Raw genomic sequence first — 12,943 nt, forward strand, 5'->3', positions numbered from 1 at the left:
ACAACTTGGAGCCCGCACCGCATCTTTCGCCCATGGTATCCGAGAAGCCAAGCGTGCTGATGGGCAGGCAACCGCCGGTTTTCGCAATTTCCTGCTGGGCACTGGGGCTGATCGCCTTTTCCCAGTTGTTGATTGCAGGAATGGCGCTGGCCACGCGTTTCGAGGAGTCGCAAGTGGTGAAAGAGGTCATCAAGGTGGTTAATAAACCATACGTCGTGCGGGTTCCCGCGGCCCAACCCGAGCCTGAGCCGGCACGTGCGACCCCGTCCCTCACTTATCGGCCGACCGCGGTGATGGCCCCGGCGGAGACGCAACTCCTGCCTGCGCCGACGCCCGTCTCGACACCGAAAATCGCCGATCCGCGCACCGAGCGGCTCGTCACCGAGGCCAAAAAAGCCCGCGTCGCCGGTGACATGGGACTGGCGATCATGAAACTGGAAGAGGCGCTCAACCAATCGCCGGATGACCCGAACGTGCATTACGAACTCGGCCTTGTCCACGAGCTGATGGGCGTTTTCGACACGGCCGCCGCCCATTTTGAAAAGGTCTATCAGATGGGTTCGGATGCTGGCTCGCTTTATGAACTTGCGGCGGGGAAACTGAAGGAAGGCTTCACGCAGCCCGACGATCACGGGAAGGTCTCGCTTGCCAGGATCCGCGTGTTCCAGAATCCTGACAAGGTGGACGGTGAGAAGGTCATCTTGACGATCCCGTTGCAGAAGGCGCCGGGTGAGGAAATCGATACCGGCGAACTGAAAGTCGTGCCCTACTTTTTCAACCGCACGTCCAAGGGCGAGATCGTCCAGTTGGAACCGCAGGAGGAATCCTGGGTGGTTTACCAGTGGATGTCGCTGCCGTTCGACTGGGCCAATGGCGAGGAAACCCTGCGAATCACCTACACCATTCCGCCGCAGGACCAGCAAACGGAACATCTTTTCGGCGAACGCACCTACTACGGCCAGGTCGTTTCGCTGCTCTACAAGGGCGAGGTGCTTGACGTGCAGGCGTGGCCGCCGTCACTCGCGGCGAAAATTCCCCAGGCACCCGCGGCGAATCCGCAACTGCCGGAATTCCAGGACGCCTTGCCTAACGAATTTGATCCGAACCTGCCGCTTCTGCCACCGCTTCCGATCAAGTGATTTTCCCTGACGCTGTTCCTCATCCATGAATCCCGCCTCCGCCGAACGCCAACTGGGTGAATACCGCCTCAAGCAACTTCTCGCAGAAGATTCCGTTTCCCGGACCTGGCTGGCGGAGCAGGTTTCCGTTTCGCGCCTGGTCCTCGTCGATGAACTTCTCGATGAGAATCAACGCGATGCTTTTCTAGCAGATGTGCGGATGAAGGCCTCGGTCGATCATCCGTTGATCGGCTCGGTGTATGAAGCCGTCGCGGAGCCGGGACTTTGTTTTTACGCCCACGAGCTCCTCGCCGGAGCCACCCTTGAGGAGCGGGCATATGCCGGCGAGACGTTTCTCCCTGCCCGGTTGGCACATATCCTGCGCCGGGTTTCCGAGGCAGAACTCCAACACGAAACGCTCGGCCACGCGACCTCGCCGGTGGGGCTGGATGTCGTCCATCTCGACGAGCACGGCGTCATCCGAATGAAAAATCTGGCGGTCGCCGGAGTCCGTTCCGAAGAACAGTCGGCCAGTGATGTCATCTATTTGGGAAATGCCCTCGTCCCCTTGATCGCCAGCGGCCAACCCGGTGCCACCCGCTTGATGACCTTGCTCGGTTGGATGCGGGGCGAGGGCCTCGACGCTCCGATCGCCTGGGGCCAAATCCGCGATTTCTGCATGCAGATCGAGCATCAGCTCGCCGATTCGCTTTCCAAACTGACGCCTACCGAGTCAGTTTCAATCGTACGGAAAAAGCCCGTCACCACCATGGTGTTGGTTACCTTAGGGGTTCTCGTTGCCATCGTTTTCATGGCCTTTAGTCTGCGGCCACCCGAGCCCGCAGCTCCTCCCCGTGCCAGCCTGCCACCGCCGGTGATGATCGCCGCGGGAAATCATCCCACGCCGGATGGGTTGGAAGAACCTCTTCCCGCGTTCCGCATTTCTGCTAACGAAATCACCATTGGCCAGTACGCCGAGTTTCTCGAAACACTCACGATCCTTGCGAAGAACAACAACGAGAAGACCTTCGACCTCCCCGGTCAGCCCGCCGAAAAAACCTCGCACCTTCCCGATGACTGGGCCGCCCTTTACGCCGCTGCGAAATCCAACGGCACCTGGCATGATCTAGCAGTTTCTCCCGACTCGCCGGTCGTCGGTGTCGACTGGTGGGACGCCGCCACCTACGCCGAGTGGAAAAAAGCCCGCTTGCCAACGCAGGAGGAATGGTTCGCCGCGCTCAGTGCCGGTGTGAAGACCCCGTCCGCCATCGAGCCTTCCACGTGGGCATCCGTCACCGCTCCCACTGCCGATCGCACGCCGTCCGGTCTCATCGGCATGGCCGGCTCCGTGAGCGAGTGGACCGCCAAACCCGCCGCCAATCCCGCCAACCCGTTAGGTGGCAAACATTCGGTCATCATCGGCGGCTCCTATCTGAAACCGGGCAGCAACGCCCTCTCCCGCGAATGGATCGATGACCGCACCCTCCGCCGCTCCGACCTCGGCTTCCGAGTGGTGTTCGATGCGGAGTGATGAGACAGCTCACTTCTTCGGCCACGGCAACGGTTTGCCCGTTTCCAACACGGTCTTCAACGACGACGCGATTCCCGGCCAACCGCCGGAGATGTCGGCGTAAGTCTGGTTTTCTATAGCGAAGCCGGAATGCGTGATGCGGAGGGAACACATGGCGTCGCCAATGGCTTTGATCTCGTAGGTGACCGTGGTGTCCGGATCTTCGGAGCCCGCGAAGTGGAAGGTATGGGATAGTTTCTTCGGCTCGTCGATTTCGGTGATGATTCCCGAGATCAGCTCGGAGTCCTTTGTGCCGTAGGCGATTTTGCCGCCCTTTTTCAACTCAAGCGTGGCAAGCGGAGCCATGTAGTAGCGGTCGATCATTTCCTTTCGAGTCAGGGCGTTCCAAACGTCCTGAGCCGGCTTGGCGATGAAGAGGGTGTAATTGAATTCAGGTTTCATCGCGGGTTCGGCTGCAAACGTGGTCGCGGCGATCAGTTGGATGGGGAGGAGGTAGCGCAACATGACGGTTGGAGGAGTCCGACTACTACACGGCCCGCAAGCTGCCGGCAACATTCGTGTTAGGAATCGGTGAAATCCGGTGATATGCGCTACCGGAACTCCTTGCTCTTTAAGAGGGATTCTTCTTCTTTGCCCGTGCGATCTCCGACATGTCGTGAAGATCTTGGGGCCGACCCGCCAAGGTTTTGGCCACGATCAGGGCATCGCAACCCAGGAAGAAAATCGGGAACCCTTCTTCTTCCTCAGTGCTTTTCGTTTCCCAGCAATCGGCGAAAACAAGACCGGGAAGTGATGTTAGGAAATCGAAGAGCACGGGAGAACGGCCCACCATGTACTGCAGTCCTTCGTTGGCGAAATCCGCAGGCGTCACATCAATCAGTGGCATTCCGAATTCTTGAAAAACCTTCATGACCTGGCGGGAATTTTGCTCAGTGGCTTCGAGCCAGAGATCAATGTCCTTGGTGAATCTCGGTTGGGAATAATGCATCGCGGCATATCCACCCACGATCAGATACCGCACTTCATGCGCGGCGAACAGACGTAACAGATCGCGAAAATCGGAGTTCATCGGGGTCGAGTTTGTTCGCCTGCCAATATTCAAGCACCAGCTCCCATGCCGCCTGGCGGATCACCGCGCCGCCTTGGGCCTGCCAGAACAGGATGTTCTGTGTCCGCATGTCGTCCAAGCTGGAACACCTGACGGCAGTCCACTCGCTTTTGGACGGGGTGCTGGCGACATTTGACACGCCAGCATGGTATCGCGACCGGACATGGATGCAAGGCGGTATTGGCCGCTCTTCAGCCGCAAATCTCCCGGTTCTCCGGCGGCTGCCGGCAACATTCGTGTTAGGAATCGGTAAAATCCGGGGTGCTGTGTTAAGCTTGGGTAAAGTTGATTGCCTTGGGCGGAGTGGCGGGTGTTTGAATCGTGGCATGAAGCGATCAACGACATTCGCCATTGTTGCGGGCTCTGTGGGTCTTGCCGCCATTTCAAATGCCCAGTTGCCCACTTCGTCCTCCCTCGCGATCAGCCCCGGCGGCGCGGGCTTCCGCATGGAGCTGTCCGACCCCGGAAACCACGCGTGGCGGATGGAGCAGTCCGCCAACCTCCGCGATTGGACGCTGGTCACCACAACCAAGGTGCACAACGGCCGCTTCATCTATCAATGGGCCGCAGGTTCGGGAAATACCTACTATCGCGCGGGCTACGATGCCAACGTGCAGAACCTTACCAGCACGCTGCTGACCGCGGTGAAGCTCGCGGCGACTCCGGCGAACTATTCCGTCATCCCACTTCCTCCGCACCTGCTGAACGGGCAGATCGCCGGGCAGAACAACACGCCGGCCACCAACCCGACGACCGATCCCGGAGCCGAGCTGGGCCGCGTGCTTTTCTATGACAAGCGGTTGTCCTTCAACCAAACCGTTTCCTGCTCGTCATGCCATCAGGCCGAACATGGATTTTCCGACCCTCGTCCGTTCAGTCCGGGTTTCGCGGGCGGACTGACTTCGCGAAACTCGATGGGCCTGACCAGCGCCCGCTATTATGTTCGCGGCCATTTCTTCTGGGACGAGCGGGCGAACACACTTGAAGACCAAGTGCTTCAGCCGATCCAGAACAGTGTGGAAATGGGCATGACCTTGACGGCGCTCAACACCCGCCTTGCAGCCGAGCCGTTCTATGCGGATCTCTTCCAGCGGGCTTTCGGAACGACGGCGGTCACATCGAACCGCATCTCGCTGGCGCTCGCCCAGTTCGTGCGCTCGATCGTTTCCTATCAGACGAAGTTTGATCAGGGCGTGCCGGTGAATTTCAGCAACTTCACCTCGCAGGAAAACCTCGGCCGCCAAATTTTCAACGGCCAGGTTGGAAACGCCACCTGCAATGCCTGCCATGGCAGCGACAACTTCGTCCCGGGCAATGTCGTCAACAACAACGGCCTTGAAAATCCCTATATCGACAAGGGAATCGGCGAGCTAACAGGACTGCCGCAGGACGAGGGATTGTTCAAGGTGCCGTCGCTGCGCAATATCGCGCTCACCGCACCTTACATGCACGACGGACGGTTCGCGACGCTGGAGCAGGTGGTGGAATTCTATAACTCCGGAGTCGTCGCCCATCCGAACCTCTCCGTTCCGTTGCGGGCCGGCCCGCCACCCGGCCCCGGCCAGCCACCGCCGCCCGCGGTGCCGCTCCGGTTGAATCTAACCGCAGGACAGAAGGCCGCGCTCGTCGATTTCCTCAAGACCCTGACGGACACGGCCGTGACGACCGATCCGAAATTCCAAGATCCTTTCAACTACGGCCAGTAGAGGCTCACTTCGCTGCGGCAGGCTCGTATCCGGCGGCGGGCTTGCCGTCCTTGTCGAGCTTGTTGCAGGTCCAAAGCAGGCCGCGGGTCACGAGATCGAGATAACGCGTGTCGGAAACCGTTTCGTTGTTATGGCCGAGGGTGGTTGAAAAAACGCGGGTCTTCTTGTCACCGTATTCATTGGTCCAGACGATGACGGTTTCCGAGTCACCCTGTTTGCCCTTGGCAAGAGCCTTGGCGCTGTCGTGGACGCGGATGTTGTTATAAAGCTCTTCCTTGATGGTGGTCCAATTTTCGAAACCCTTCGTGATCGGGCTTCCCGAATCGGTATAGCTGACCGCGATCGGCAATTGCGATCCGTGGCCGCTCGACTGAAGACCGAGATAGTCGAACCACATCGCGCCCTCGGCACCATCGGCGAGAGGTTTTCCGAAATCCGGCGAGGTCCGGTAGCAATGCATGGCGCAATGGAGATTCACGCCGGGCACGCCCTTGCGGTGCGCGTCGAGGATGCGGTTGACGACGGCGGGATCCTTGATGTCGGCCGAGCACTCGTCGTGGATGATCACGTCGTAGCCTTCCGCCCAGTTTTCCTTTTCATAACAGGTGAAGGTCGCCTTGGTGCTCTTGTCGTCCGAATAACAGACATCGACCTGAATGTTGGTGCGCGCCTCGATGCCCGCTTCGAGAATGCCCTTCTGCACGCCGTAGTCGTGGCAGCATCCGCCGATGACCAGCAGGGCTTTGAGTGGTTTCGCGGCCGGTGCGGCGGAGGCGGAAAGGGTCATCGCGGCGGCGATGGCGGGGACGAGCAGTTTGAAGGTCGATTTCATGAGATTGGTTTTAGGTTGGTGGGATTCAAGGTCTCCGGTGCGGGTGGCACAAGGAAAACAGACGGCAGGGATTACCGGAGGGCGGGCGGGGTTCTTTCGCCACCGGACCCTCCCATTTGGGTGAATTTCAGTCCTTTGCGCGAAACAACAATGGAGCGAAATCCCTGAGGTAGCTGCGCCAGACCGACCATTCGTGGGTGCCTTCGGTCAGCGTCCATTGCGAACGGATGCCGTGCTTTTCGAGAAGCGCGTGAAATTTCTCCGCGTCCTTGAGCAGAAAGTCGTCTTTGCCGATGGAAATCCACAGCAGTTTGATTTCGTCGTTCAGTTGTTTGTTACCAAGTCCCTTCGAAATCAGATCAGTGGGATCGGGGACGTAGGCGCTCATCCCGCCGATCCATGCGAACATATCCGGGTGATTGATTCCAATTTCCAAGGACTGCATGCCGCCCATCGAGAGACCGTTGATCGCGCGGCCGGCGGAAGTGGCGATCGTTCGATAACTTGAATCCACCAACGGCACCACCGAGCCGAGCACGTCCGCCTCGAACTTGACGAAGTTCGCCTTATGATCGCCCTCCTCCTCCTGCAGGTCGGCGTGCCCGTCCGGCATGACGATCAGCATCGGCAGCGCTTTTCCATCGGCGATCAGATTGTCCATGATCAAATGGGCGTGGCCGAATTCCGTCCACGTGGCTTCGGTGTCACCGGTGCCATGGAACAGATAGAGAACCGGATAGTGGCGCTCGGTTTCCTGATCATAGCCGGGCGGCGTGTAAACCCGGACGTGGCGCAGGCGCTTCAGGGACTGGGAATAGTATTCGTGCAAATGAATCGTTCCATGGGGGACATCCCGCCACTGATAGAAAAGAGGCGTGTTGGTGGTGATTTCCAGGGTGCTGGTGTCGGGGTTTACTTCCGGTTTCACCGCCGCGTTCGAAGGGTCGATCACCTGGTCGCCATCGACCATGAAACTGTAGTCATAGATCCCGGGATCCATCGGGCCCACCGTGACCGACCAGATGCCCTTCTTGTTTCGCTTCATTTCCACCAACGTGCGGCGGATTCCCTTGAGCATCACGGTTTCGGCCGTCGGATCCTCGAAGCGGAAGGTCACCCGGTTGTCTTTCAGGATCTGCGGCGATTCCGGTGGCTCGGCCCCTTGCGCCGCCGTCAGCATGAGGACTGAAATCAGCGCGGGCAGAAACCTTGAAAACATGCGCCTACACAAATCCAATTCTCCGGGTTTTCCAGTCAATTTCCCGGTTTTGGCGGACAAGTTCGGAGGAGCAGGGATAAGGCTTGTCACGGGCAGACTGCTGTCAACAGTTAGTCATGCGTTTGCGTGCCGTCGCCGTTGTTCTTTTCGCAACCCTGTCCCCGTGCCTTGCGGGTGGAAATTGGATCGCCGTGGTGGCTCCGGCATTGCAGGACGCGATCAAGCCTTTGGTCGAGCGGCACCAGGCGGAGGGGTGGCAGGTGACCGTCATTATCGCTGAAGAAAATCCCGCGGCTGCCATGCAATCCATTGCCGCCCTTGCCGCGGACGGCGGTCCTTGCTGTGTGCTGCTGGCGGGTGATTTTTTCCCCGAAGCAGGAGCAAATCGGGTTCCTCCCGGCACCGGAATCCACCTGCGGATGAAGGACAAGATGACCGACCTGCCATGGTCCGCCGGTGGGAAAAAAGGCAACATTGAGGTCGGCCGGCTTCCCGCGAGAAATCCGGGCGAGGCGGGCGTGATGGTGCGCAAGATCCTAGCCTGGCCAGCCGATGAGGCACACAGGAAAACATTTCCCCGGGCCGAGCTGGTGGTCGGCCATCACGGCGCACCACCCGCGCTGGATGCGATGGCAAACAGCGTGATCAACTCGCTGACCCTGCGCCTCGTCGGACAACTGGCGCCCGCCTGGCGATTTGATGGTGCTGCCCATATCGACGGCAGCCCCTGGCAGGTTTCCCCAGAAAGTCTAACAGCCACGTCGGCACGGATGATGACCACACGTGCCACCTTCCTCGCCTACATGGGCCACAGCGCGGTGAACGGCGCGGTTTCCAAAAACACCCTTCTTCTATCAGACGCAGCTTGGTACGCCTTGCCAGCGGAAGGCCCCCGGCCCGGGCTGTTCTTCACCTGCGGTTGCCACAGTTGCGAACTTACTCACCGGTTAGAATCCTTTGGTTTCGCCGCGATGCGCTCGCCGGGAGGACCACCCGCGGTGATCGGCAGCACTGGTGAAACATGGTCGGCGATGGGCTATCTCGCCGCTTCAGGACTCATCGACCGGCTGGCCGGAAATCCCGCGCCCGTCCGCTTGGGAACACTGTGGCTCGGCGTGCAGCAGGGGCTGGCGAGGGGGAAAATCAATGCCGCAACGTTTGCGATATTGGACAGAGCCGATGGTACTGATGGCAAGATCCCGCTCGACCAACAACGTCTGGAGCATTTGGAATCGTGGATGCTCCTCGGTGATCCGGCGATGCCACTGCTTCCTCCGCCATCGGTGATTCAAATCAATCCGCCACCAGCTCCTGTCCAAGGCCAGCCATTCGTTGTCACTGGCACGCTGCCTGCCGGACTCGCCGGGGCAGGAGTCCATGTCACTCTGGAACGCCATCCTTCCGCGGTGCGTCGTGCGCTGCCGGGAAAGGACAACGAACCGGCTCTAACAGTCATGGAAATCGGTATCGCAGCTTCGGACGTCACCGCAACCGGAACCACGTTTTCCGCGAGCATGGATTTGCCTTCACCACTTCCCGCGAAGCCATGGACGCTGCGCGTGGAAACCACCAAACCGTCGGCGGCCGGTGGAGTGCTGCAGATTAAATAGAAAGTCGGCCCCGTCCGCTTGATTGGGTTCCGAAGTGAAATGAGGAACCGTGCGGCATCGGAAATTTTCTCGTTTCGTCATCGTGGTTTGGTGTTTCCTCTCCTCATGCCCGATCCGGTTCATGCCCTCTATCAAGCTCGCGCGTACCCGGCCGTCAGTCATCCGTCGACCGATCCGGCGTCCACGGCGGTCGCGGCAAAGTTGGCGGGGCTGGACGTCACGCCGCCATCGCGGGCCCGGATTCTGGACATTGGATGCGCCTCGGGGCAAAACCTGCTGCCACTGGCCGCAAGGTGGCCGGGCAGCCGTTTTACCGGGATTGATTTTTCAGAAACGGCGATCGAAGAGGCCCGCGAAATCGCGGGTCTTGCAGGGTTGACGAACGTGGAGTTCATTCATGCCGATCTGCGGGATTTCGATCCGGGCGACGCGGTGAGCTACGATTTCATCATCGCCCACGGCGTTTATTCCTGGGTGCCGGATGAGGTGAGGCAGGCGTTGCTGGATTTCTGCGGCGCGAAACTTTCCAGCAACGGAGTGGCGCTGATCAGTTACAACACTCTTCCCGGGTGGTCGCTGCGAAAGACGATTGCCGATCTGACGGAAACGCTGATTCGGCGGCCCATTGCCAAACAGATCGGACAAGAGCCCGAAGCGATTCTGGGGCTTTTCGCCACGGCGGCGGGAAATCACACCCCTTATGCCCGGTATCTAACATCGGTGTTGCACGACATGTTCGGAAAGGGCGACAACGCGCACGTGTTCGATGATTTCGCGCCGATCAATACGCCTAGTAACTTCCTAGATTTCACGGATCACGCGGGCCGGTCCGGTTTGCGGTATCTGGGCGAGTCCCGGCTTGCCGAAGACTTTCCAGCCTCGCTGGCTCGCGAAGCTGCGGAAATTCTCAAGCCAATGGCAGGTGATCCTTCCGCGCTCCAACAGACCATCGACGTGCTGACGAACCGCACGTTTCGCAGCTCGCTGCTGTGCCGCGCGGATGCGCCGGTTCAGAGCCGGGTCGCGACGGCCGACATCCTCGATTTCTCCATCAGGACTCCGCACGCTTTCGAATTAACCTCGGATGGCGCGCGTTTGCTGGGGAATGCGGGTGAGGAGCTTGCCCGATTCGTCCATCCGGCGGAGGTGGCGTTTTTCTCCGCTTTATCGAAGACCCGGCCCGAATCGGTGCCGGTTCACGAAGTGATCGCGAACATGGCGGAGAATTCGTTCGATGTCTCCGGAAGCGTGCCATTGCTCGTGCGGTTGGTGATCGACTCGGCCCGCCGGGGGCTCGTTTTACTGCGAACCGAACCGGTGCGGTTTGATGCGGCACCACCCGCATTTCCCAATCTCGGCCCGCTGCGCCTGCTGTCTGCTAGAAGAGGCAGGGCGGTGGTGGATACTTATCATTCATTCAGCGAACTCGATGATTCACGGAGAAAAATCGCCGCCGCGATGGACGGTTCGCGCTCGGCGGATGAATTGGCGGCTTTGGCGAAGACGATGCTGCCGGATCTTGATTTCCTTGCATGGCTCCGTCATCTCGCCGCACGGGGAATGTTTGCCGGTTGTTAGGAGAAATTCAACGCGTCCATGTCGAAGACCACGGTGACATCTTCAGGCAGGCTGGTTTTTGCAAGGATGGCTTGAACGTGGTTTGTCAGCGGCCGGGCACGGTGGGAGCGCAAGGTGATCTGGAACCGAAATTGGCCGTGGGAGCGGATCAGCGGCGAGGGCAGGACCTCGCCGAGGGTGATGCCGTTAGGAATATTTTCCGCGAGGCGGAGATGCAGGGTTTGCAGGGTGAACTCGGCGCGACGCTCGTGGGTGGAGCGGCTTGTTAGCACGGCGCAGTGTGCGTAGGGCGGGAAGGAGAACTGGCGGCGGAACTCCATTTCCTGTTCGGAGAAACCGTCGAAGTCATGTTTGCGGGCGAACTGGATCGATGGCGAATGAGGGGTGAACGTTTGGACGATGACTTCGCCCTCGAGATCGCCACGACCCGCGCGACCGGCCACCTGGGTGACGAGCTGGAACGTGCGCTCGCCGGCGCGGAAATCGGGGACATGCAGGCCGAGGTCGGCATTCAAAATCCCAACGAGCGTGACGTTGGGGAAATGCAATCCCTTGGCGATCATCTGCGTGCCGATCAGGATGTCGATCTTGTGCGCCTTGAATGCTGATAGCGTATCCCGCAGCGCGTTTTTCCGGCGCATGGCATCCGCATCGATGCGGGCGAATTTCGCTTTTGGAAACACCTTTGCCATTACCTCCTCGACCTTCTGCGTGCCGTAGCCTTGCAGGAGGATGTTGGGATCGCGGCACTCGGGACACTTGCGCGGGACGATGGATTGATAGCCGCAAACGTGGCAGACCAGCCGTTCGTCGGTGCGGTGATAGGTGAGAGCGACGGCACAATGCGGACACTGGCAGACATGGCCGCAGGCGGTGCATTGCAGCGAACGGGCGAAGCCGCGGCGGTTGAGAAAGAGGATGGCTTGCTCGCCTTTTTCCAGCCGTTGTTCGAGAGCGGTACGGAGCTTGTCGGAGAGAATCGCGGGACCGCCCTTGTGTTTGGTTTGTTCCAGCCGCATGTCCACGACTCTAACCAAAGGCATGGAGGCGCCGTCGGCGCGCTGGTCGAGCCGGAGAAGATCGTATTTGTCCGTGAGCGTGTTGTTCCACGATTCCAACGATGGAGTGGCAGAGCCTAATACAATCGCGCAAGGCTCGAAAGCGGCCCGCAAAACGGCAACATCGCGGCCATGGTAGCGCGGGACGTTTTCCTGCTTGTAGGTGTTCTCGTGTTCCTCATCGACGAGGATCAACCCGAGGTCGGGCAGCGGTGCGAAAACGGCGGAGCGCGCACCGATGACGATGCGGGCGATTCCCTTTCGGATGCGATGCCATTCATCGAAACGCTCGCCTTGAGAGAGATTGGAGTGGAGCACGGCAACGTGGTCCTGCATCGCGGCGAAGCGGGACTTGAACCGGCGGACGGTTTGTGGTGTTAGGGAAATTTCCGGAACGAGGACGAGCACGGTTTTTCCGAGATCGAGCGCGTGTTGGGCGGCTTGCAGATAAACTTCGGTTTTCCCGGAGCCTGTGACGCCGAGCAGCAGGATGGGTTTTGATTCTTTCGGGTTGGCGACCGCGGCGAGAACCACTTCGAGCGCGGCGGCTTGACCCGGGTTGAGTTCGAGCGGCTTGGACTCGAGGATTTCATCGACGTTGTCGGCGTCCGGATCGCGGCGGACTTCCTCGGCCTCGAGTCGGAGCAGGCCGGCCTTCTCCATCGATTTCAAAGCGGCGGCATTGCCATCGCCGAGGTCGGCGACGGCCATCCGCAGATCGGGAGCATGGGCTAACAGCGAGAGGATGGCAAACTGGCGCGGCGCGCGTTTTTCCAATTTCGCGAGCGTCTCGGGATCCGGCGCTGCATCCAGTACGGCCACCCGGCGGGTCTTCGCGGAGTTTTCCTCCGATCGCACGCCTTCGGGCAGAACCGAACGAATGACCGACTCGATACTGGAGCCGTAGTAGTGAGCGATCCATTCCGCGGTGCGCAGCAGCACCGGCGTGATGAGTGGCTCCGGGTCGATGAGCGATTCCAGCTCGCGCAGGGCGAAATCCGCCTGCTCCGGCTCGCCGGTGGAGAGCACGGTGCCGGTCGCCGATTTCCGCCGCAGCGGAATACGCACGCGGCAGCCCGGACGCACGTTGAGTCCTGCCGGAATGGCATAGTCGAAGACGAGCTCCGAGGGGCCGTCGATCAGGACACGGGCGTTCACTGCCCGGAGCCTGCCCGCCGGAACC

At 59.9% G+C, this 12,943-nt stretch carries 11 protein-coding genes; 5 read left to right on the top strand and 6 right to left on the bottom strand.

Annotation, left to right across the window (positions count from 1 at the left end):
- The first annotated feature begins 32 nt into the window (after positions 1–32).
- Together ABIQ96_RS00355 and ABIQ96_RS00360 are read left to right on the top strand one after the other, a co-directional pair.
- Positions 33–1,139 carry a tetratricopeptide repeat protein gene (locus ABIQ96_RS00355; protein WP_348212536.1) on the top strand — a complete coding sequence of 369 codons (1,107 nt, stop codon included), beginning with the start codon at positions 33–35 and terminating at the stop codon, positions 1,137–1,139.
- A gap of 25 nt (positions 1,140–1,164) precedes the next feature.
- Positions 1,165–2,649 (top strand): SUMF1/EgtB/PvdO family nonheme iron enzyme, encoded by a 1,485-nt coding sequence (locus tag ABIQ96_RS00360; protein ID WP_348212537.1) that lies wholly within the window; start codon positions 1,165–1,167, stop codon positions 2,647–2,649.
- Positions 2,650–2,658: 9 nt separating this feature from the next.
- Here ABIQ96_RS00360 and ABIQ96_RS00365 read toward each other — a convergent pair whose 3' ends face one another.
- The 3 genes from ABIQ96_RS00365 to ABIQ96_RS00375 form a co-directional block, all read right to left on the bottom strand.
- Positions 2,659–3,153: an SRPBCC domain-containing protein gene (locus ABIQ96_RS00365; RefSeq protein ID WP_348212538.1), complete on the bottom strand. Its 495-nt coding sequence runs from the start codon at positions 3,151–3,153 to the stop codon at positions 2,659–2,661.
- A 106-nt stretch (positions 3,154–3,259) separates the two neighbouring features.
- The gene (locus ABIQ96_RS00370) at positions 3,260–3,718 is read right to left on the bottom strand and encodes a hypothetical protein (protein ID WP_348212539.1); all 459 of its coding nucleotides are present in this window, start codon (positions 3,716–3,718) and stop codon (positions 3,260–3,262) included.
- Positions 3,672–3,827, bottom strand: coding sequence for a hypothetical protein (locus ABIQ96_RS00375; RefSeq protein WP_348212540.1), 156 nt, complete (start codon positions 3,825–3,827; stop codon positions 3,672–3,674). The genes ABIQ96_RS00370 and ABIQ96_RS00375 overlap by 47 nt, the downstream gene beginning before the upstream one ends.
- 256 nt (positions 3,828–4,083) lie before the next feature.
- On the opposite strand from ABIQ96_RS00375, the gene ABIQ96_RS00380 reads away from it, so the two are divergent.
- Entirely contained in the window at positions 4,084–5,463 is a 1,380-nt protein-coding gene (locus ABIQ96_RS00380) for a cytochrome c peroxidase (RefSeq protein ID WP_348212541.1), read from the top strand.
- A 4-nt stretch (positions 5,464–5,467) separates the two neighbouring features.
- Here the strand turns inward: ABIQ96_RS00380 and ABIQ96_RS00385 are convergent, their stop codons facing one another.
- Together ABIQ96_RS00385 and ABIQ96_RS00390 are read right to left on the bottom strand one after the other, a co-directional pair.
- Positions 5,468–6,295, bottom strand: a complete 828-nt coding sequence (locus ABIQ96_RS00385) for a ThuA domain-containing protein (RefSeq protein ID WP_348212542.1) — start codon at positions 6,293–6,295, stop codon at positions 5,468–5,470.
- A gap of 127 nt (positions 6,296–6,422) precedes the next feature.
- Positions 6,423–7,514 carry an alpha/beta hydrolase-fold protein gene (locus ABIQ96_RS00390; protein ID WP_348212543.1) on the bottom strand — a complete coding sequence of 364 codons (1,092 nt, stop codon included), beginning with the start codon at positions 7,512–7,514 and terminating at the stop codon, positions 6,423–6,425.
- A 116-nt stretch (positions 7,515–7,630) separates the two neighbouring features.
- Between ABIQ96_RS00390 and ABIQ96_RS00395 the strand changes: the two genes are divergently transcribed.
- Both ABIQ96_RS00395 and ABIQ96_RS00400 read left to right on the top strand, forming a co-directional pair.
- Entirely contained in the window at positions 7,631–9,124 is a 1,494-nt protein-coding gene (locus ABIQ96_RS00395) for a C25 family cysteine peptidase (RefSeq protein ID WP_348212544.1), read from the top strand.
- A gap of 105 nt (positions 9,125–9,229) precedes the next feature.
- Complete coding sequence (locus ABIQ96_RS00400) at positions 9,230–10,702, top strand: class I SAM-dependent methyltransferase (protein ID WP_348212545.1); 1,473 nt, start codon at positions 9,230–9,232, stop codon at positions 10,700–10,702.
- Here ABIQ96_RS00400 and priA read toward each other — a convergent pair.
- Entirely contained in the window at positions 10,699–12,918 is a 2,220-nt protein-coding gene (priA, locus tag ABIQ96_RS00405; RefSeq protein ID WP_348212546.1) for a primosomal protein N', read from the bottom strand. The genes ABIQ96_RS00400 and priA overlap by 4 nt on opposite strands.
- Between the last annotated feature and the right edge of the window lie 25 nt (positions 12,919–12,943).

Origin of the sequence: Luteolibacter sp., from assembly GCF_039920825.1 — a bacterium.
In the GTDB taxonomy this organism is placed as follows: Bacteria; Verrucomicrobiota; Verrucomicrobiia; order Verrucomicrobiales; family Akkermansiaceae; genus Luteolibacter.

Coding starts and splice junctions, on each gene's coding strand:
- ABIQ96_RS00390 (WP_348212543.1), bottom strand. CDS start 7,514: ATGTTTTCAAGGTTTCTGCCCGCGCTGATTTCAGTCCTCATGCTGACG.
- ABIQ96_RS00370 (WP_348212539.1), bottom strand. CDS start 3,718: ATGAACTCCGATTTTCGCGATCTGTTACGTCTGTTCGCCGCGCATGAA.
- ABIQ96_RS00360 (WP_348212537.1), top strand. CDS start 1,165: ATGAATCCCGCCTCCGCCGAACGCCAACTGGGTGAATACCGCCTCAAG.
- ABIQ96_RS00380 (WP_348212541.1), top strand. CDS start 4,084: ATGAAGCGATCAACGACATTCGCCATTGTTGCGGGCTCTGTGGGTCTT.
- ABIQ96_RS00395 (WP_348212544.1), top strand. CDS start 7,631: ATGCGTTTGCGTGCCGTCGCCGTTGTTCTTTTCGCAACCCTGTCCCCG.
- ABIQ96_RS00375 (WP_348212540.1), bottom strand. CDS start 3,827: ATGCGGACACAGAACATCCTGTTCTGGCAGGCCCAAGGCGGCGCGGTG.
- ABIQ96_RS00365 (WP_348212538.1), bottom strand. CDS start 3,153: ATGTTGCGCTACCTCCTCCCCATCCAACTGATCGCCGCGACCACGTTT.
- ABIQ96_RS00400 (WP_348212545.1), top strand. CDS start 9,230: ATGCCCGATCCGGTTCATGCCCTCTATCAAGCTCGCGCGTACCCGGCC.
- ABIQ96_RS00385 (WP_348212542.1), bottom strand. CDS start 6,295: ATGAAATCGACCTTCAAACTGCTCGTCCCCGCCATCGCCGCCGCGATG.
- ABIQ96_RS00355 (WP_348212536.1), top strand. CDS start 33: ATGGTATCCGAGAAGCCAAGCGTGCTGATGGGCAGGCAACCGCCGGTT.